Raw genomic sequence first — 19,052 nt, forward strand, 5'->3', positions numbered from 1 at the left:
ATGGACAAAATACCTAGTGTAGACCTGCGTGATTTCCTTTCGGGTGACCCGGAACGCAAACAGAAATTTGTAAATGAAATCGGAAAAGCTTATGAAGAAATTGGTTTTGTAGCCTTAAAAGGCCACTTTCTTGATGACAAATTGGTAGATGAATTGTATGGAGAGGTAAAAAACTTTTTTGAATTGCCAACGGAAACAAAACAGAAGTATGAAATTCCGGGAATTGGCGGACAGAGAGGCTATGTAGGATTCGGTAAAGAAACTGCAAAAGGCTTTAAAAAAGGAGACTTGAAAGAGTTTTGGCATTTCGGACAATATGTGTCTGATGATTCCCGATACAAAAGCGAGTATCCAGACAATGTAATCGTTGAGGAACTTCCAAAATTCAACGAAGTAGGTAAAGAAGCTTACCAAATGCTTGAAAAAACGGGACAGTATGTTCTTAGAGCATTGGCAATTTATCTTGGATTGGATGAATTTTATTTTGACGACAAGATCGCAGAAGGAAATTCTATTTTAAGACCGATTCACTATCCCCCAATCACAGAAGAACCGAACGATGCGGTAAGAGCTGCAGCGCATGGAGACATCAACCTAATTACCCTTTTAATGGGTTCTCAGGGGAAAGGTCTTCAGGTGCAGAACCACAACGGAGAATGGATTGATGCAATTGCAGAACCGGACGAACTGATGATCAACGTGGGAGATATGCTATCAAGACATACCAACAACAAGTTGAAATCTACTATCCACAGAGTGGTAAACCCGCCAAGAGAATTGTGGGGAACCTCAAGATACTCCATTCCTTTCTTTATGCATCCGATAAGTTCAATGTCATTAAACGCCCTTGAAAACTGTGTAGACAAAAACAATCCGAAATTGTACGAAGATACTACAGCAGGAGAATTTTTACATGAAAGACTGATCGAATTAGGATTGATTAAGAAATAAAAAAAACGGGTTACTTAACCCGTTTTTTTATTTTATAGTTTCACGTGAAACTTATTTAAATTCACCAGAATAAAATATACCACACTCTATTGATTTATTGTTTTTTTGATTAACTTTACTTGATTATCAAATTTTTAATTAAAACAATATGAAAAATCTAAAAAAACTAAGCAAAGGCCAATTAAAAAGTATTAAAGGAGCAGGAGGAATAAAACTGCCGGAACCAGAATTCTGCATGTATGCATGCGGAGATATCGTTATCTGTGCAGCTTGCAGTGATGATTTTAAATGTCCGGACAATACAATTTAATTGTATTTCGGAATATTCACAATAGTAAAGAGTCGGTTTCATGGAAGCCGGCTCTTTTTCTTTCTCTGAAATATTCATAAAGTTTATTTACTTTTGAATCCAGATTAGAGCATCATGAACAGAGACCTTTATATTGATTTCGCAAAAGGATTGGCAACACTCTCCATCATATTTATTCACACCGCATTTTGGTCGGGACAGTTTTATATTCCGGCTGAAGTAAGAGTATTTTCTCTGGTATTTGATGTCGCTTTATTTTATGCTTTAAGCGGAATTACTTCAGGTTCAAACATTGAAAAAACACTATACAGATTACTGAAGCTACAGGTAACCTACATGATTTTCGTAACGTTCCTGTTTTTTTTAGATTACTTTTTTAAAGTTTTCGGCCTAACATTTTTCTCTATGGAATGGCTGCAAAGTTTCTATTCTACTTTTGGATCAAAATATGCCACCACAAGTATTTCAACCATTCCACAATGGGAAAATCTAGGAAACTGGTATCTTCATCAATATACCAATGCAGATACTTTTCCTGTTGTAATGGGTAGTTTCTGGTATCTAAAGGTTTATTATATTTTAACGGTCTTCGGAGTTTTGATCTTAAGATTTTTTCCTAAACACATTAACTGGTTTATCGGGCTTTGTGTTTCCTTAACCTTACTGTTCAATATTTTTCCTGCAATTTATCCTTCGGGACAGGTTGGGTATGTCGCATTTTATATGACGGTTTTCTTAGTTGCCAATAAAATGAAAGGCAAAAAAATTCCGACAACTATAATTCCTCTGCTGTACGGAATTGTTGCAGCAGCATTAGTATGGATGTTCTGGTTTTACGGAAATGAAATATTTTTCAAGATCAATAAAAATAAATTTCCACCCCAAACGCCTTACATTATCTGGACTCTGTTTTCTTTGGTAACCCTTTTTGTATTTTACAACAGGTTGCAGATCGCAAAAGAAAATTTTGTGACATATATCGGGAAAAATGCAATATTTTTCTATTTTGGGCAGGGAATAAGTTCTTCTCTAATATACTTTTTAGTTGTTCCTTTGAAAGAGACTTTGCCTTGGTGGATTTTAATGATTATAATTTATGGTATTAATATCATTTTAGCATTCATCATTTCAGCCGGCTTGAAAAAAGTTGATGAATCAGGTTGGAAACTCTTAGAGTTTTTAAGAAGAAAAACTGCTTCTCATTAATCTCTGCTTCTTCCGCTCCTTGCGATTAAAGCAACAATGATGATTAAGACAACAGCTCCGATAATTATATAAGTTGGATCTGCGTACCACTCGGTTGTTGTGGTAGTTTTCTGCTCAGTTGTTACCGTCCCTGTACCCGTTGTTGTTTCCTGGGCAAAACTGAATGCCGACATTAACATGATGAACATTGCTGAAAGTAAAGCACCTGCTTTAGACTTTAAAGTTGTGGTAGTTTCCATATGTTTATATTTTTTAATTGGTATCAAATTAAAATCAAATAAAATACCAATATTCTTAAATTATTCAAAAATTTACACTTACCACGTCCTCAATGTTTAAATAAACTTTAATCGTAACGCAATTTGTTTTAATTTTACAGAAAATTTTAAAACATGTTTAAGTTGAAACTTCCTACCGATCCAAGGTGGGCAAATATTGCTGAAGGAAACATCGAAGAAATTTTGACGGATCACGCCTGGTGCGAACAAAAAGCCGCTACAAATGCAATCGGCTTAATTACCATGCTGCCCGAATATCCGGAAATTGTTACCGAACTTCTTGCCATCGCGCAGGAAGAGCTTGAACATTTTGGTCAGGTCCACGAGATCATCAAAAAAAGAGGCTACACTTTCGGGCGTACTAGAAAAGATGATTATGTGAACGAATTGGTGAATTTCATCCAGAAAGGAGGCAACAGAGACGATCTTATTGTTGACAAAATGCTTTTTGCAGCCATGATTGAGGCCAGAAGCTGTGAAAGATTTAAAGTTCTGACTGAAAATATTAAAGATGAAGAGCTTAAAACATTCTACAGAGAACTGATGATCTCGGAAGCCAATCATTACACCACTTTTATTGGGTTTGCAAGACAGCTTGGAGATGAAGAAAAAGTAAACAAACGCTGGGAAGAATGGCTGGAATATGAAGCGAAAATCATCCAGTCTTATGGAAAAGGCGAAAGTATCCACGGATAAAAATTATTTGCGTTGAAAAAACTGACGTTTGAAAATATTGCCAATTTTTTCCTGAAAAATTTCTTTCAGGGATTAGTGATTATCGGTCCTATTGGTCTGACGATCTTTGTTATCTGGTATGTTGTAACGTCAATTGACAATATTATTCCTTCGGTTGCCAAGGAAATTCCGGGATTGGTTTTTATTTCAACTATCTTATTTACAGCGCTTTTAGGGTTTTTAGGAAATAAATTCGTTGTAGGAAGATTCTTTTTTGATGCGATGGATCGCCTGCTGGAAAAAACTCCCGGCGTAAAACATATTTACACTCCTACAAAAGATGTCATGTCTTCATTCGTAGGAGATAAGAAGAAATTCAATGATCCGGTTTGGGTAAAGACCAATGAAAATCCGGAGATCTGGAGAATCGGGTTTTTAACCCAAAAAGAAATGGCAGATGTTGAAAAACACAACTATGTAGCCGTATACCTTCCTCATTCATACGCAATTTCGGGTTGGGTAATTGTAACGGAAGAAAAAAACATAAAGCCTGTTGTAGGCATGACCGCAGCTTCTGCCATGAAATTTGCGGTAAGTGGCGGTGTTGCAGGGTTCCATTCCGATGATAACATTTTCAAGGCACCGGAGTAGTCTTTTTTACTTTACAATAATGTCCTGATCAGGAATCACCATTCATTCTTTTCTTTATCTGAATTAAAATATCCCGATTAAAGAAATTATTCCCCGTATTCATTAAAAGAGTAATCTGCCGATCTGGAAAAATATTTTTCGCAGTTACTATAGTTTTAATGAAAAAAATTACAGATTTAAACAAATAAAACTAACAACAATAAAAGATGAGCAAAGTTGCAATCATTGGAGCCGGAGTTTCCGGCTTGAGCATGGCAAATTATTTAGAAAAAAATAATATTGACTATCATCTCTACGAAAGAAGAACACCAAACGACCTGAAAGGACACGGATTTATCCTTCCGAAAGAAGGTATCGAACACCTTTCAAGCATTATTGATATTAACGATCTTTATGCAAAAGGAAGTTTCCTGAAAAAATATTATCATTACAACCAAGCCGGAGAAATCATCTCGGAAAAAGACCTGGACAATGTTTTTGTGGTTTCCAGAAGCGCATTGATCGAAATTCTGGCGAAAGGAGTTCCTGCAGATAAAATTTCATACAATTCTACCGTTGCATTGAACGGTTTTTCTAATGGAAAAGCTGAAATTTCTCTTGATGAAACTAAAACCTTAGAAGCGGATATCGTAGTGGCATCAGACGGTTCAAGAAGCCGGATCAGAAGAACTATTTTTCAGGGCGAAACCATGAAAGCCGTTCTGGAAAATGAAGTGGTGAATATCATCGAAAATGAGGAACTGGCGGGCAAAATCGAAAGTAATTTCCTGAAATTCCATCATGAAAACGGTGGGTTAACATTTGGCGTATTAAAGCTTTCCTCTTCAAAGATTCTTTGGTATTGCCAGTTTGACATTACCAAGTTCTTTATTAATGAAGATTATACTCCGGATTGCATCAGACAGTTTATGATTGATAATTTTGGCAGCTGGAATCCTTTGATTTCATCCATTATTGAAGGCTCAAGCTACGAAAATGCACACATCTGGAGAGTGTATGAACTGGAAAAATTAAACCCATTCTACCATGAAAATGTAGTCTTCATAGGAGATGCAGCACATCCGTTAATTCCTTTTACAAGCCAGGGCGTTACTTCTGCCATGAAAGATTCTTTTACATTAACGAATCTTTTAGTTGAAGGAAACGATCTTCAGGAAACTTTCAGAAAATACGAAGATGAAAGAAGACCTGAAATCAATATTCATATCAAGAATGGAAGAGCCTTACTGGAGCAATTTCTTCTTCCATTAAACGAACAGCCAAAAAATACTTTACCAATTTCATACAAATAAAAATGTTTACAAACAACGATATCAATTTCGAAGCCCTGAAAAGAAAAGCCTATAACGGAAGATGGGCAACACTGGAAGACGGAATAATTCCTTTAACAGCGGCAGATCCGGACTTCAGAATGTCAAAAGAAATAGAAAACGGAATTATCGAATATATTAAGGACGGATATTTAAGCTACGGTCCTTTTTCCGGAATTCCCGAATTTAAGAAAAGTGTTGCGGAACATTTTAATACAAAGAAAAATGGAAGTTTTACTCCGGAAAATGTATTGGCAGTGAACAGTGCCGCAATGGGAATGTTTATGGTTGCAAAATATGTTCTGAGTCCAGGAGATGAAGCGATTATTTTCGATCCTGTTGATTTCCTGTTCAAAAAAACGGTAGATGCAGTTGGCGGGAATATTAAATTATGTGCAGTAGATTCTGCAACAGGAGATATCGATTTTGAAATGCTGGTTTCTTTAATCGGTCCAAAAACAAAACTGATCAGCGTTTGTAATCCTCACAACCCGGTTGGAAGAGTTTATTCTAAGGAAATTTTACAGAAAATTGCAGAGATCGCTGCTGCCCATGATCTTTGGGTGATGAGCGATGAAATCTGGAGTGATATTGTGTATGACAAAAAAGAATTTAATACCTATTCCTCGGTTTCGGAACACGCGAAGAAGAAAAGCTTTACCGTTTTCGGGTTTTCAAAATCTTTCGGAATTGCTGGATTGAGAATTGGTGCGGTTCTATGCAACGACCAGGATCTACTGGATGATTTTACAGAAAAGTCCATGTTCAATTCCACGATTGAAGGCGTTTCTACATTATCCCAAATTGCCGCAAGTGTTGCCATTGACAAAGCAAAACCCTGGTTCGATGATTTTCTGACTCATTTACAGCACAACAGAGATTTAGCTCACAGTATGCTTAACAATTCAGGAATTTTAACTCCAAATCTTCCGGAAGCAACATTCGTAATTTTCCCTAAGATTAATAACGGGATGTCGAGTGACAAATTTGCACAGCATGTTTTGAAAGAAGGTAAAGTTGCGATTGTTCCGGGCTCGGAAAGATGGTTCGGAAAAGGCGCTGAAGGACACGTAAGAATATGTTTTTCGACTTCTCAGGAAATTCTGACTGAAGGATTAAACAGACTGATTAACTGTTTTTAAAAATATACAAATCACCGCCTAAGCATTATTGGCGGTGATTTTTTTAATCAAACAAACGGAGCTGCTGATCTTTTGCTCCTGTAAAATTCTTTGTCGAAAGCTTGGGAAACTCTTTGCCTTCAAAAAATTTCTTCCTTCCGATTTTGAATGTGTTGTGAATCATTTCAGCAATACTCCCTTCCCCTTTCTGGCGGTCAAAATATCTTTTTTCACCCAATTTCCCACCCCGCATGGAACGGATTAAATTTAAAACTTTCTGCGCCCGATCCGGAAAAGCACTTTCTATCCAATTGACAAAAACGGGTTCCACGGTATCGTTCAATCTTACCAAAGTATACCCGAAACTCTGCGCTCCCGCATCTGAAATGGCTTTTAAAATAGTTAACGGTTCATCGCTGTTTAATCCGGGAATAATGGGCGCAACCATTATATTCACCGGAATATTATTTTCGGAAAGAATTTCTATCGCTTTCAGCTTATTTTTGGCAGAACTTGTTCTGGGCTCCATCTTTCTTCTCAAGTCCTCGTTAATGGTCGGAATACTCAATGAAACGGAAACCAAATTTTGTTCAGCCATCGGTTTCAAAATATCAATATCTCGTAATACTAAAGCATTTTTTGTCAGCACATTGACAGGATGTCTGTAATCCAGACAAACTTGCAGAATCTTTCTGGTAATCTCAAATTGCCGTTCTGCAGGCTGATAGCAATCTGTATTTCCCGAAAGTAAAATGGAAGCCGGCTTATACCCTCTTTTTTGGAAAAATTTCTCTAATAATTCTGGTGCATTTTTCTTTACCATGATCTTTCTTTCAAAATCAATTCCGGCGCTGTAACCCCAATATTCGTGGGTGGGTCTGGCAAAACAATATGAACATCCGTGTTCACACCCCTGATAAGGATTCATGGAATATTCCATGGGCAGATCTTCACTTTTCACCTGATTGACAATCGTTTTCGGAAATACTTCCGTGAAAGACGTTTTTACAGTTTCCAAATCTTCATCCTCCGGCTCATAGGTATATCTGTCGAAACGGTTGATAACATTTCGCTGCGCTCCCTGACCTTTTATGATATTTTCGTTCTGCATTTCAAGTGTAAAATTAGAATGGAATTTTCTGAAAATAATAAACTTTAACACTAAAGTTTTCCACAAAAAAATCCGACCTCTGTGACAGTGCCGGATTTAAACATAATTTAAATATATATTTCTACTACTTCAATGCGTAAAATTCTACACCATGGTGCTCATCTTCACTATTTTTTCCATCAAAATGTCTGTGATAATCCGAATAGGCATCACTATATTTTTTATCTCTTTTATGTAATATTTTTTTTATTCCTATGATACTTAATACCGCCAAAAGACCTACTCCTCCTGCCAGTAAAACTCCAACTTCTTTTTTCATATTTTGTCTGATTTATTTATTTCACTATTGCAAAAAGTATACCCAAGATATTTTTTGGTATTATAAATTTTGTTAACATTAAAAAGCAGCCGGTTCGATACCATACTTTGTACATCAATGGTTTAATTATTGTATTTTTAAATAAAAATATTATTATGGAAGGTACAGGAAATATTGATAAAATGACTACGCTGAGTCAAGTAATGACCAGATTGGCACAAAGAGGCATCCACAGAGAATTCCGAATGAACGAAAACTGTGAAATGAAATTTGAAAACTCAGAGAAAGTTTACCAACCTGATGAGCTTACTATCATTAAAACATACCGTTTTGAAGGACCAAGCAGTCCGGACGATAATGCAGTACTGTATTTGGTAAAAGATACGGACGGAAACATGGGGATGATTATCGATTCTTATGGCGCGGATAGTAATTATCCCGGTGAGGAATTTGACAAATTTTTGAGAGAAATAACTATTCTAGAAAGCGACGAATTTGATTTTGACTAATATACTTTAAATCCGGAATTATTCAGTTCCGGATTTTTCTTTTTTCTTGAAAACACCCTTTAGAAAACCTTTCTTTTCCTTTTCTTCTTTGGGCTGTTTCTCTGCTTCTTTATCCTTTTCATTCGTATTTTTCTTGGCAGCCTGGCTGATTTCTTTTACAGATTGCTTCATGCCTTTTACATCCTCCTTTACATTTTCCACTTTGGTTTTGGCATGATCAACAGTTTTCTTTGCTTTATCGATGTTAATTCCGATCAAAGTTTTCTTTAAGCCTTGTTCAATGCCTTTCCAAAATAAGTTGAAAAATGATTTTGTAGGATCACGCTCTACATCTTCCACAGTAACATCTTCAGGAAGTTTCCCCGAATCAGATTTCACCAGTAAATTCGCAACAGCTGTTAAAAAACCTTTCTTTTCGCGGTTATTTTTATCTAAAATTGCCACTTTAAGATCTTTATGCCTTAAATTAAAACTTCCGTTCAATCCTTTTGGATTTCCTTTGAAATTAAAAAGCATTTCCTGAATCGTTCCCGTTGCCGTTACATGCAGATACGGACGAATAAACGGATTGATTCCCTGTGCAGGCAGATTTGTTGTTCTACCCGAAATAGTAAAGATATCACGGCGATCTGCCACATCAAAATTCCAATTTACGGAAAGCGGTGCCAAATTCATAAAAGAACAATCGATCTTGATATCAACTCTCGTAGGTTTTCCTTTTGCCTTGGCCGAATTCAGGTTTTTAACATTCATATTGAAGTTACTGAAAGTTAACTTTCCCGGACCAGCACTTTCAGGTGTATCTTCCTCGTAAACAAGAATCGAGTTCTTTACATTCAGATTATTGACGGTAAAAGGAATTTTTATGGTACGAAGCAATGCCGAATACAGAAGCTTTTCTTTAGGATCATCATTCGGAATTTTACTTCTGAAAATATTGGCATCGGCAGATTGAACAGTCACATTTGATGCGTTGACCGATTTATTCTGGGAGAATAAGTCCCAATTTCCATTCGCTGTGATCTGATTTACTTTGATATCATACAAATCCCTTTCAACAGGTATCATTTTGATAAATTGGGCTCTCGAAACGAGAGGCTTCATCGCAAACTGAGCTACTTTAATATTATTTTTATCAATCTTCAGAAGTCCTGATGTCATCTTATAAAATTTGGTTTTATAGGCAAAACTATTCGAAGTGAGGATATAGTTTTTCATATCAACCGCGATACCTGAATTACCAGTTTTTGAAGTCAGCTGAATATCATTAATTATCGCATTCAGATTATTAAAACTCAGCGGCTGATTATTTTTTTCATAGGTGATATCTGAATTTTTCAGGGCAACTTTCCTGATAAGGATCGGAAATTGAATTCCGCTCAGATTGGCTGTTTTTTTGACAGCCTGAACTTCTCCTGCCTTAATGCTTCCTTTTACGCGATCTACTAAAACATCTTTCACATCAAGATTCAGCTTTTTATCCACAAGCTCCCATTTATTGATATTAAAACCTATATAATTTGCCACGAGATCCATCGAAGTTTTTCCCTGAGACAAACCGTTCGGAGCAACGGAAATAATTCTCAATTCACCTTTTTTAGGATTTAACAATATATTTCTGATACTAAAATCCTGATGATTAGAATATAAAATATCCTGTCCAGACAACTGAAAATCCTTGTACCCAACAGGTATTATTTCTTCTTTTGTTTCTTTATCAAACTTTAACTGATTGATGTTTAAGTTCAGTTTTCTGGCATATAAAAGTTTTCTTCCATCAGGTTTCATCACCTGAACAGTTGCATTATTTAATTTTATATCATCAAGATTAAGCTCAAAGTTGAGTTTTTTTTTAGCTTTTATAGGAGCCGCATTTGTTATATAAACCAATAGATCCGGATTATAAAAACTTGCATTGGCAAGAGAAACTTTATTCTTTTTCAAAACAATATCCGTGAATTCCATTTTTTGGATATTAAATCGGAAAAGTTTCGTTTTTTTAGGATAATATTTTTTAAAAAGATCAAAACTCAATAAAGGAATCAACTGAAATTGATCAATGGACATTTGTCCGTCTGAAGTTTTTATTTCCTTAATTTTCAAGGCATAAACATTATCCGGACGAACAAAAAAATTCTTTCCCCGAATATCATATTTATCAAAAACAACGGGAAGCTTATCTTCTACCGACTCTTCTGTCATCTGAAGATTTTCAACATATAAATTCAGATCCTGAACAGAAAAAAACTTTTGTTTTGTATATCTGAAAATACTAATATTCCCTTCATTGATTCTGATATTTTCGAAACGAACAGGATTTCTTTTCTTGCCTGTCTTTGTATCGACAGGCTTAGCAAGAATAATATTTAAAGTAGGCTTTGACAATAATAAATCTGACGAACTGATCTGTTTATTAAAGATCGCATCATAAATTCCAAAACGACTTATTTTCAAGGTATCAACAGTTCCCTGAAGCCCCATAACATTACTATTCTGTGGATTTTTATTATTAACCGTAATTCCTATTGAAAGAATGTTACCCGACATCAGATCAACATCCAGACTTTTGTAGGAAACTTTATAGTCAGTATTGTTTTTAATGTAATTGGGAAGCTGGGTCTTAAGCCAAATATTAAGTCCAAAGTTTGCCAGTAAAATAACCACCAACAAAATTCCGAGGACTACGATTAACTTTTTAACCCATTTTTTCATGATTGTGATTTGGTTTAATTTGAGATTTGGTTAATTTTTTATATTCAATTCAATCACATAGCCTTCATGCCCTCTAATGTTAATAAACTCTCCCCCGTCAAAACCAAGATACTGTCCTTTTATCCCGGTTAGTTTTCCGGTAAATTCCGGCCTTTTATCCAAAGTAAACGATGTTACTTTCTCTGGCTTTTCAAAAGGATAGTCGAACTTCCAAAGATTTTCGCCCTCACTGTAGAACTTCTGGAAATCTTCAGGAAAATATTCTTTAATCTTTTGCTGAAAATCTATTAAGTCAACATCATCTTCAAAATCATCCTGAAGCATTTTTTTCCAGCTTGTTTTGTCGGCAACATGTTGTTTTAAGGCAACTTCTATCATTCCTGCTTCATAGCGGTTTTCTGTTCTGGCAATCGGCAGCGCAAACGTTGCTCCCTGATCGATCCATCTTGTAGGAATCTGTGTATTTCTCGTTACTCCTACCTTCACTTCTCCGGTGTAAGCCAGATAAACCGTGTGCGGCTGCAACTGAATTTCCTTTTCTATATCCAAATCCCGTTCCGCAATTCCCAAATGGGCGGTAGAAAGTTCGGGACGGATGATCGTATCGCTGGCATAAGGACTTTCAAAAAAACAGCTTTTGCAGAAACCCATTCTGTAAATCGGCTTGTTGAGCTGGCAATTCACACATTGAAAGCCTGTATGTTTTATGGTTAATTCTTTTCCGAACAATTCATTCATGTGGATAAGATCTCCTGAAAGATTAAGATAATATTGGATCGGCTCATCATTAAAGCTCGTCATTTTTAAAATTTGACCTTGAAACTGCATATTAATTTTAGTTAACTTTTTTAAGTAAATTTAACAATTATATTTTTCACGATGTAAATTTATACTTTTGTAATCATAATAAGACACGATGAATTATCTTGTAACCGGAGGAAGCGGTTTTATTGGTTCCCACTTAGTTGAGCAATTATTAAAAAAAGGACATTCTGTCATAAACATTGACAACTTCGATAGTTTCTACGATTATACCGTAAAAATCAAAAATACTTTAGAGTCAATTGATAAAAATTTCGTTTTTGAGTTCACCGATAAGGAAAGTGATATTCAGAAATTAATTTCTCTTTCAGAATCACAAAATTATACGCTGTATTATCAAGATATCCGCGATAAAAAAGGATTGGAAAAAATATTCAAAAATCATAAGATTGATTTGATTATCCATCTTGCTGCCCTTGCAGGAGTTCGCCCTTCTATCGAAAGGCCGCTGGAATACGAAGAAGTCAATATCCGAGGAACAATGAATCTTTGGGAACTCTGTAAAGATTTCAATATTAATAAATTTGTCTGTGCATCCTCTTCAAGCGTTTACGGAAACAATGAAAAAATTCCTTTTTCTGAAGCAGATAATGTAGACAATCCTATTTCACCTTATGCCGCCACGAAAAAATGTGGTGAGATTTTAGGCCATGTTTACCATGATCTCTATAAAATTGATATGATCCAACTAAGGTTTTTTACGGTGTATGGGCCGAGACAGAGACCTGATCTGGCAATTCATAAATTCACCAGATTAATTTCAGATCATCAGGAAATCCCTTTCTACGGCGACGGAACAACAGCGAGAGACTACACATTTATCGATGACATTATTGATGGGATTGAAAAATCGATCCATTATTTAGAAAGCAATTCAAATGTTTATGAGATTATCAACTTAGGCGAAAGTGAAGTCATTAATTTAAATGAAATGCTTTTCACCATTGAAAAAACATTAGGAAAATCTGCCATCAGAAAAAATCTGCCAATGCAGCCCGGCGATGTCCTGAAAACCAATGCCGATATTACCAAAGCCCGGACATTAATTGGCTACAAACCTGACACAAACTTCCAAAATGGCATAAAAAAATTTGTGGAATGGTTTTTGAGAAAATGACATCAAGTATTTCGCTAACACACTCATAATGCTGTCTGCGACATATAATGAACAAAAATTAATAAAAAGAATTGAAAATCAGGTGTAAAAAAGCATATAATATAAGCTATTTTTATACTTTTGCAAAAAATTAGAAAATTATGTACTGGACATTAGAATTAGCTTCTTATTTAAGTGACGCGCCTTGGCCAATGACAAAAGCAGAACTTATTGACTATGCCATCAGAACTGGTGCACCTATGGAAGTGGTAGAAAATCTTCAGGCGATCGAAGATGAAGGGGAAATCTATGATGCAATCGACGAAATCTGGAGCGACTATCCTACGGACGAAGATTATCTTTGGAACGAAGACGAATATTAATTAAAAGCAATAAGCTTTAGGCCTCGCTTAGAGCTTTTTTGCCCTTTTTTACATATCTATTTTACACGGTAAGTGTTATTAAAAACGCTTAAAGGATATCCCTTTAGGCATAAAGCAAAAAATTTATGAGTTTTTTAAACAAAGTTCTAAAAGGGTTTTTGGGAGACAAAAAAGCGCAGGACCTAAAAGAAGTAAAAAAAGTTGTAACAAAAATCAAAGCTGTTGAACCTTCTATTCAGCAATTGTCTGATGACGGTTTAAGAGAGAAAACTGCTGAGTTTAAAGAAAATATTAAATCTGCGACCAGCAAAATCACAGCTCAGATAGAACAGATCCAGGAGCAGATAAAAAATTCGAAGAACGTTGACGAGAAAGAAGCTCTTTTCACAAAAATCGAGACTCTGAAAAAAGAATCATACGAAATCGAAGAAAAAGTACTCCTTCAAATTCTTCCTGAAGTATTTGCTTTAGTAAAAGAAACGGCAAGAAGATGGGCTCAGAACGGATCGATCAAGGTAAAAGCGTCTGACTGGGACAGACAGTTGGCTGCTGCCGGAAAAGATTTCGTAGAAATTCAGGGAGACACTGCTATTTGGAAAAACTCATGGGATGCTGCCGGAACACCTGTAAACTGGGATATGGTGCACTACGATGTACAGTTTATCGGAGGTATTATTCTTCACAGCGGTAAAATTGCCGAGATGGCGACCGGAGAAGGTAAGACTTTGGTAGGCACATTGCCAATCTTCTTAAATGCACTTCCAGCGAGAGGAGTTCACGTTGTAACAGTGAACGACTACTTGGCAAAAAGAGACTCGGCGTGGATGGGACCATTGTACCAATTCCACGGAATGAGCATCGATTGTATCGATAATCACCAACCGAACTCAGACGGAAGAAGAAAAGCATACAATTCAGATATTACTTACGGAACGAATAACGAATTCGGTTTTGATTATCTGAGAGATAACATGGTAACTTCACCTTCAGAGCTGGTACAAAGAGAATTAAACTTTGCTATCGTGGATGAGGTTGACTCTGTTTTGGTAGATGATGCAAGAACACCATTAATTATTTCAGGTCCGGTTCCCCAGGGAGACAGACAGGAATTTGATGTTCTGAAACCTTCTATCGACAGAATCGTTGAAGTTCAGAAAAAAACTGTTTCTGCGATTTTTAATGAAGCTAAAAAACTAATCGCTGCAGGAAATACAAAAGAAGGAGGATTCAAATTGCTTCAGGCTTACAGAGGTCTTCCTAAAAACAGACAATTAATTAAATTCTTATCGGAAAGCGGAAACCGTGCATTGCTTCAGAAAGTTGAAGCTCAGTATATGCAGGATAACAATCGTGATATGCCGATCGTAGATAAAGATCTTTACTTCGTCATTGAAGAAAAGAACAATCAGGTTGATTTGACAGACAAAGGTGTTGAATACATGTCTCAAGGAAACTCTGATCCCAACTTCTTCGTTCTTCCTGATATCGGAACTGAAATCGCAGAAGTGGAAGCTAAAAATTTATCCAAAGAAGAAGAATTCGAAGCTAAAGAAAAACTTTTCTCCGATTTTGCCGAAAAATCTGAAAGAGTTCACACCATGAGCCAATTGCTTAAAGCCTATACATTATTCGAAAAAGATGATGAATATGTAGTTATTGACGGCGAAGTAAAAATCGTTGACGAGCAGACTGGTCGTATCATGGAAGGAAGACGTTATTCTGATGGTCTTCACCAGGCGATCGAAGCGAAGGAAAACGTAAAAATCGAAGCCGCAACACAGACTTTTGCAACTGTTACTTTACAGAACTATTTCCGTATGTACAACAAACTTGCGGGAATGACAGGTACTGCAGAAACAGAAGCTGGCGAGCTTTGGGAAATTTACAAATTAGACGTTGTGGTAATTCCTACCAACCGTCCGATTTTAAGACACGACAGACAAGATTTAGTTTTCAAAACTAACAGAGAAAAATATAACGCTGTAATCGAAGAAATCGAGAGATTAACAGCTGCAGGAAGACCTGTTTTGGTGGGTACAACTTCAGTTGAAATTTCTCAGTTGCTTTCAAAAGCCTTACAGTTAAGAAAAATCCAGCACCAGGTGTTGAACGCAAAACTTCACAAGAAGGAAGCAGAAATCGTTGCAGGAGCAGGACAGCCGGGAGTTGTAACGATTGCAACCAACATGGCAGGTCGTGGTACCGATATCAAACTTTCTAAAGAAGTAAAAGAAGCAGGAGGTTTAGCAATTATCGGAACAGAGAGACACGATTCAAGACGTGTTGACAGACAGTTGAGAGGTAGAGCAGGACGTCAGGGAGATCCGGGAAGCTCGCAGTTTTATGTTTCTCTGGAAGACAACCTGATGCGTTTATTCGGTTCTGAAAGAATCGCTAAAATGATGGACAGAATGGGGCATAAAGAAGGCGAAGTTATTCAGCATTCCATGATTTCCAAGTCTATTGAAAGAGCTCAGAAAAAAGTAGAGGAAAACAATTTCGGAACCAGAAAAAGACTTCTTGAGTATGATGACGTAATGAATAAACAGCGTGACGTAATCTACAAAAGAAGAAAGAACGCTTTATTTGGAGATCACCTGAAGTATGACATTACAAATATGATTTTTGATGTTGCCAATTCCATTGTAGCGAAAGGAAAAGCAAACGGAAGCTATAAAGATTTCGAATTTGAAGTGATCAAACATTTCACAATGGCTTCTCCTATTTCCGAAAGTGATTTTGGTAATAAGCAAGTTCCGGAATTAACGAATATCTTATTCAAAGCGGCTCAGGAAGACTATCAAATGAAACTGAATTTATTGAAAGAGAAATCATTCCCTATTATTGAGAATGTATATCAAAATCAAGGTTCAATGTTTAAAATGATTCAGGTTCCTTTCACAGATGGTCACAAAACAATGACTATCGTTGCAGATCTTAAAGAAGCTTACGAAACACAATGTGAAAGTTTAATCAACGATTTTGAAAAGAATATTACCCTTTCAATCATTGATGAAAACTGGAAGCTTCACCTTCGTGAAATGGACGACTTAAGAAGATCTTCTCAGGGAGCTGTTTACGAACAAAAGGACCCGTTGGTAATTTACAAGCAGGAATCTTTCCATTTATTCAGTGAAATGATCGATAAATTAAACAAAGAAATTATTTCTTTCTTGTACAAAGGAGAAATTCCAGCATAAGAAAATAATTAATTCACAATACAAAACCCGCATCAACACAGATTGTTGCGGGTTTTTCTTATTTATTGTATAATAATTATATGATAAATATCAATCCTATTTCTAATTTAGAATAATTAAAAACAATATCTTTGCAGAAATTTTGACTTTCATGAAAAATGTACTGATCTGTGCCTCATTGTTGGGTTCTATGTTAACTTTTGCTCAGGAAAAAGATACGATTAAATCAAACGATATTGAAGAAGTCGTTGTAAACGGAAAATACTACAAAAAATATATTGAAAAAGAAGGCTCATCCTCTATGCGCTTAGACGAAGAGTTGATTAAAATCCCTCAAAATGTATCTATCATCACAAACAGAGCATTAGAAGACCAACAGGTAACGACTCTGAGTGACGGCGTACTTAGAAATGTAGCAGGAGCACAAAGATTAGAGCACTGGGGAGACATGTATACCAGAGTAAATATGAGAGGATCCAGAGCAGCTGCTTTCATGAACGGTGTAAATGTTACTTCAAACTGGGGACCGCTGAGTGAAGATATGTCTTTTGTAGATCATATTGAATTTATTAAAGGCCCATCCGGATTTTTAATGTCTAACGGCGAACCTAGCGGGATTTACAATATTGTAACGAAAAAACCTACAGGACAATCTTTGAACGGTTCAGCGAGAGTAACGCTTGGAAGTTTCAATATGTACAGAGGTGAAACCGATATTGATACAGAAATTACTGACAAGGTAGCGTTCAGATTAAATTTAATGGCTCAGAACAAAAATAGCTTCAGAGATTATGAATTTAATGACAGATATATTATTAACCCTTCAGTAAAGGTAAATCTTACCGATAAAACAACTTTAACCGCAGAATATATTTATCAAAGAGCTAAAATGTCTGAAGTAGGTTCTGCGTATGTATTCAGCTATGACGGTTATGCAACAAGACCAGTTTCTTACACTGCTACAGACCCAGGCATTGAACCAACAAAGGTTGACAATAATACAGTAAATGTTAATTTACAACATAAATTCAATGACAATTGGAAATTAACTTCTCAGTTAACGTATGTAAATGAATATACGATGGGAAGCAATCTTTGGCCAAGCAACTTCGTAGGAAATTATATGATCCGTCGTTTAGGATATTGGGAAGCAGACAACACGATGAAGTTTGGACAAGTATTCCTGAACGGTTATGTAAAAACCGGAGCAGTAAGTCACAAGATTTTGACAGGTCTAGATTTAGGAAGCAAAAAGTATATGGCAGATTGGTCTCAGGGATACAATTTGGATATGTTTAATGCGAATGGAGACTACAGACCTGCTACTTCAACTGACCCGGGAAATACAGTTGCCGACTATAATTATTGGTATAACCTCAACACCAATAACTATGATATTAATGGGACAGGGGCATATTATGGCCCAAACAATTCATCAACTTATGTTCCTTTTGATAAAACAAAACCACTTTCAGTAAGAGCAGGAGCAGGAAGTACTATCGACCAAAACTATACAGGTTTGTATTTACAGGATGAGCTAGGATTTTTAGACGATAAATTAAGACTTACCCTTGCTGCACGTTATACCAATGTAAAGGAAAACAACTATGGAACAAAATCCGAAGCAGATAAAATCACACCGCGTGTTGGTATAAGCTATTCTATTGACGAAAGTATGTCCGTTTATGGTTTGTATGATCAGTCATTCGTTCCTCAGGCAGCAATCTTCAGAGATGGGAGCACTGTAAAGCCTATTACAGGAAACAATATGGAGATCGGGGTGAAAAAAGATTGGTTTGGAGGAAAATGGAATACTACATTATCTGCATACAATATTGTTAAAAACAATGCTACGGTAAACGATCCTACCAATACACCAAGTGAGCAGTTCTCAATTTTATTGGGAAAAACAAGAGTACAAGGTGTAGAATTTGATTTAAAAGGAGAAATTACAAGAGGATTTAATGCCATCTTCAATTATGCTTTCACAGAAAATAAAGTAACAGAGTCTAATGATCCTGCAAATAATCCGGTAGGAATGAGAGTTCCGGGATATGCAAAGCATACTGCAAACGGATGGCTAAACTATACATTCGTTGATGGAGCTTTAGAAGGTTTCGGTCTTTCATTCGGTGGAACTTATCTTGCAGACAGAAGCACTTGGGCATGGGCAAATGCCGGTACACAAAGAGATTTGGATGATTATGTAAAATTCGATGCCGGTCTTTCTTGGGAAAACACAAAATTCAGAGTAGGATTGAATGTATTTAATGTTTTCAACAGATACCTTTACTCAGGGTCTCCTTATGGAAACTACTACTATTACCAGGCTGAAGCTCCGAGAAACTTCAGATTATCAATCGGATATAAATTCTAAGTATATAAAAACAAAAGTTAA

General features: G+C 36.2%; 17 protein-coding genes. 12 read left to right on the forward strand and 5 right to left on the reverse strand.

The window, feature by feature from the left end; translation table 11 throughout:
* The 3 genes from BUA89_RS21100 to BUA89_RS21105 all read left to right on the forward strand — a co-directional run bounded on the left by BUA89_RS21100 (window position 1) and on the right by BUA89_RS21105 (window position 2,467).
* Window positions 1–951 (forward strand): isopenicillin N synthase family dioxygenase, encoded by a 951-nt coding sequence (locus tag BUA89_RS21100; protein WP_072963650.1) that lies wholly within the window; start codon window positions 1–3, stop codon window positions 949–951.
* Between the two features lie 148 nt (window positions 952–1,099).
* Window positions 1,100–1,261 carry a bacteriocin-like protein gene (locus BUA89_RS23220; RefSeq protein WP_178362485.1) on the forward strand — a complete coding sequence of 54 codons (162 nt, stop codon included), beginning with the start codon at window positions 1,100–1,102 and terminating at the stop codon, window positions 1,259–1,261.
* A 114-nt stretch (window positions 1,262–1,375) separates the two neighbouring features.
* On the forward strand, window positions 1,376–2,467 hold the full coding sequence (locus tag BUA89_RS21105) for an acyltransferase family protein (RefSeq protein WP_072963656.1): 1,092 nt from the start codon (window positions 1,376–1,378) through the stop codon (window positions 2,465–2,467).
* Here BUA89_RS21105 and BUA89_RS21110 read toward each other — a convergent pair.
* Window positions 2,464–2,706, reverse strand: coding sequence for a hypothetical protein (locus BUA89_RS21110; protein ID WP_072963660.1), 243 nt, complete (start codon window positions 2,704–2,706; stop codon window positions 2,464–2,466). The two genes, BUA89_RS21105 and BUA89_RS21110, sit on opposite strands and share 4 nt — an antisense overlap.
* Before the next feature lie 153 nt (window positions 2,707–2,859).
* Between BUA89_RS21110 and miaE the strand changes: the two genes are divergently transcribed.
* The 4 genes from miaE (at window position 2,860) to BUA89_RS21130 (ending at window position 6,523) form a co-directional block, all read left to right on the forward strand.
* Complete coding sequence (gene miaE / locus BUA89_RS21115; protein ID WP_072963663.1) at window positions 2,860–3,441, forward strand: MiaE family protein; 582 nt, start codon at window positions 2,860–2,862, stop codon at window positions 3,439–3,441.
* A 12-nt stretch (window positions 3,442–3,453) separates the two neighbouring features.
* Window positions 3,454–4,071 carry a DUF502 domain-containing protein gene (locus BUA89_RS21120; RefSeq protein ID WP_072963666.1) on the forward strand — a complete coding sequence of 206 codons (618 nt, stop codon included), beginning with the start codon at window positions 3,454–3,456 and terminating at the stop codon, window positions 4,069–4,071.
* A 206-nt stretch (window positions 4,072–4,277) separates the two neighbouring features.
* On the forward strand, window positions 4,278–5,363 hold the full coding sequence (locus tag BUA89_RS21125; RefSeq protein WP_072963670.1) for an FAD-dependent oxidoreductase: 1,086 nt from the start codon (window positions 4,278–4,280) through the stop codon (window positions 5,361–5,363).
* A 2-nt stretch (window positions 5,364–5,365) separates the two neighbouring features.
* A complete protein-coding gene (locus tag BUA89_RS21130; protein ID WP_072963675.1) occupies window positions 5,366–6,523 on the forward strand; it encodes a pyridoxal phosphate-dependent aminotransferase in 1,158 nt (385 codons plus the stop codon).
* Between the two features lie 43 nt (window positions 6,524–6,566).
* Here the strand turns inward: BUA89_RS21130 and BUA89_RS21135 are convergent, their stop codons facing one another.
* Together BUA89_RS21135 and BUA89_RS21140 are read right to left on the reverse strand one after the other, a co-directional pair.
* Window positions 6,567–7,613 (reverse strand): PA0069 family radical SAM protein, encoded by a 1,047-nt coding sequence (locus BUA89_RS21135; RefSeq protein ID WP_072963678.1) that lies wholly within the window; start codon window positions 7,611–7,613, stop codon window positions 6,567–6,569.
* 124 nt (window positions 7,614–7,737) lie between these two features.
* Window positions 7,738–7,932, reverse strand: coding sequence for a hypothetical protein (locus BUA89_RS21140; RefSeq protein ID WP_072963682.1), 195 nt, complete (start codon window positions 7,930–7,932; stop codon window positions 7,738–7,740).
* A 155-nt stretch (window positions 7,933–8,087) separates the two neighbouring features.
* Between BUA89_RS21140 and BUA89_RS21145 the strand changes: the two genes are divergently transcribed.
* Entirely contained in the window at window positions 8,088–8,441 is a 354-nt protein-coding gene (locus BUA89_RS21145; RefSeq protein ID WP_072963822.1) for a hypothetical protein, read from the forward strand.
* Between the two features lie 18 nt (window positions 8,442–8,459).
* Here the strand turns inward: BUA89_RS21145 and BUA89_RS21150 are convergent, their stop codons facing one another.
* Both BUA89_RS21150 and BUA89_RS21155 read right to left on the reverse strand, forming a co-directional pair.
* Entirely contained in the window at window positions 8,460–11,153 is a 2,694-nt protein-coding gene (locus tag BUA89_RS21150; RefSeq protein ID WP_072963685.1) for a hypothetical protein, read from the reverse strand.
* A gap of 30 nt (window positions 11,154–11,183) precedes the next feature.
* Window positions 11,184–11,981: a DUF2797 domain-containing protein gene (locus BUA89_RS21155; RefSeq protein ID WP_072963688.1), complete on the reverse strand. Its 798-nt coding sequence runs from the start codon at window positions 11,979–11,981 to the stop codon at window positions 11,184–11,186.
* Between the two features lie 88 nt (window positions 11,982–12,069).
* Here BUA89_RS21155 and BUA89_RS21160 point away from each other — a divergent pair, with 88 nt between their 5' ends.
* From BUA89_RS21160 to BUA89_RS21175, 4 genes are all read left to right on the forward strand, one after another.
* Window positions 12,070–13,092 (forward strand): GDP-mannose 4,6-dehydratase, encoded by a 1,023-nt coding sequence (locus BUA89_RS21160; RefSeq protein ID WP_072963691.1) that lies wholly within the window; start codon window positions 12,070–12,072, stop codon window positions 13,090–13,092.
* Window positions 13,093–13,232: 140 nt separating this feature from the next.
* A complete protein-coding gene (locus BUA89_RS21165; RefSeq protein WP_027382805.1) occupies window positions 13,233–13,454 on the forward strand; it encodes a DUF2795 domain-containing protein in 222 nt (73 codons plus the stop codon).
* A 125-nt stretch (window positions 13,455–13,579) separates the two neighbouring features.
* Window positions 13,580–16,654 (forward strand): preprotein translocase subunit SecA, encoded by a 3,075-nt coding sequence (gene secA, locus BUA89_RS21170; RefSeq protein ID WP_072963694.1) that lies wholly within the window; start codon window positions 13,580–13,582, stop codon window positions 16,652–16,654.
* A gap of 151 nt (window positions 16,655–16,805) precedes the next feature.
* Complete coding sequence (locus BUA89_RS21175; RefSeq protein ID WP_072963697.1) at window positions 16,806–19,031, forward strand: TonB-dependent siderophore receptor; 2,226 nt, start codon at window positions 16,806–16,808, stop codon at window positions 19,029–19,031.
* The last annotated feature ends 21 nt before the right edge of the window (window positions 19,032–19,052 follow it).

Source organism: Chryseobacterium arachidis, from assembly GCF_900129245.1.
GTDB classification, from domain to species: Bacteria; Bacteroidota; Bacteroidia; order Flavobacteriales; family Weeksellaceae; genus Chryseobacterium; species Chryseobacterium arachidis.

Coding starts and splice junctions, on each gene's coding strand:
- BUA89_RS21150 (WP_072963685.1), bottom strand. CDS start 11,153: ATGAAAAAATGGGTTAAAAAGTTAATCGTAGTCCTCGGAATTTTGTTG.
- miaE (WP_072963663.1), top strand. CDS start 2,860: ATGTTTAAGTTGAAACTTCCTACCGATCCAAGGTGGGCAAATATTGCT.
- BUA89_RS21175 (WP_072963697.1), top strand. CDS start 16,806: ATGAAAAATGTACTGATCTGTGCCTCATTGTTGGGTTCTATGTTAACT.
- BUA89_RS21110 (WP_072963660.1), bottom strand. CDS start 2,706: ATGGAAACTACCACAACTTTAAAGTCTAAAGCAGGTGCTTTACTTTCA.
- BUA89_RS21105 (WP_072963656.1), top strand. CDS start 1,376: ATGAACAGAGACCTTTATATTGATTTCGCAAAAGGATTGGCAACACTC.
- BUA89_RS21165 (WP_027382805.1), top strand. CDS start 13,233: ATGTACTGGACATTAGAATTAGCTTCTTATTTAAGTGACGCGCCTTGG.
- BUA89_RS23220 (WP_178362485.1), top strand. CDS start 1,100: ATGAAAAATCTAAAAAAACTAAGCAAAGGCCAATTAAAAAGTATTAAA.
- BUA89_RS21130 (WP_072963675.1), top strand. CDS start 5,366: ATGTTTACAAACAACGATATCAATTTCGAAGCCCTGAAAAGAAAAGCC.
- BUA89_RS21100 (WP_072963650.1), top strand. CDS start 1: ATGGACAAAATACCTAGTGTAGACCTGCGTGATTTCCTTTCGGGTGAC.
- BUA89_RS21155 (WP_072963688.1), bottom strand. CDS start 11,981: ATGCAGTTTCAAGGTCAAATTTTAAAAATGACGAGCTTTAATGATGAG.
- BUA89_RS21145 (WP_072963822.1), top strand. CDS start 8,088: ATGGAAGGTACAGGAAATATTGATAAAATGACTACGCTGAGTCAAGTA.
- BUA89_RS21125 (WP_072963670.1), top strand. CDS start 4,278: ATGAGCAAAGTTGCAATCATTGGAGCCGGAGTTTCCGGCTTGAGCATG.
- secA (WP_072963694.1), top strand. CDS start 13,580: ATGAGTTTTTTAAACAAAGTTCTAAAAGGGTTTTTGGGAGACAAAAAA.
- BUA89_RS21140 (WP_072963682.1), bottom strand. CDS start 7,932: ATGAAAAAAGAAGTTGGAGTTTTACTGGCAGGAGGAGTAGGTCTTTTG.
- BUA89_RS21160 (WP_072963691.1), top strand. CDS start 12,070: ATGAATTATCTTGTAACCGGAGGAAGCGGTTTTATTGGTTCCCACTTA.
- BUA89_RS21135 (WP_072963678.1), bottom strand. CDS start 7,613: ATGCAGAACGAAAATATCATAAAAGGTCAGGGAGCGCAGCGAAATGTT.